Source organism: Pseudoalteromonas sp. S3260 (genome assembly GCF_005886925.1).
Lineage (GTDB): Bacteria > Pseudomonadota > Gammaproteobacteria > Enterobacterales > Alteromonadaceae > Pseudoalteromonas > Pseudoalteromonas tetraodonis.
Window position 1 is genome coordinate 1 of the sequence record NZ_PNCV01000253.1, and the last position, 269, is coordinate 269.

General features: G+C 48.0%; 1 protein-coding gene. It reads right to left on the minus strand.

Annotation, left to right across the window (positions count from 1 at the left end):
* Positions 1-269 (minus strand): copper chaperone PCu(A)C (locus CWC14_RS18365; RefSeq protein ID WP_171036886.1); only part of this gene is annotated, 269 nt, incomplete at both ends.

Consider the following 269-nt stretch of genomic DNA (forward strand, 5'->3'; position numbering starts at 1 on the left):
CGCTGTTATTGTCTTGCGACTGTTCAAGCAAGTTATAGATGCGTGCCTGTGTGAACACACGGTCGCCATCGGCAAAATACAGGGTCATTTTCAGTTGCTCACCGGCTACCAGTTTCTGAGTTGGCGCAAATAGCATTAAGTGTAGTCCACCGGGTTGAAATACCAGGGTTTGGTGCGCAGGAACCTGTAACTCTTCAAGCTTACGCATTTGCATCATGCCATTTTTATGTTCATGAGTATGAATCTCCACACGCCCGAGGGTCTCGATC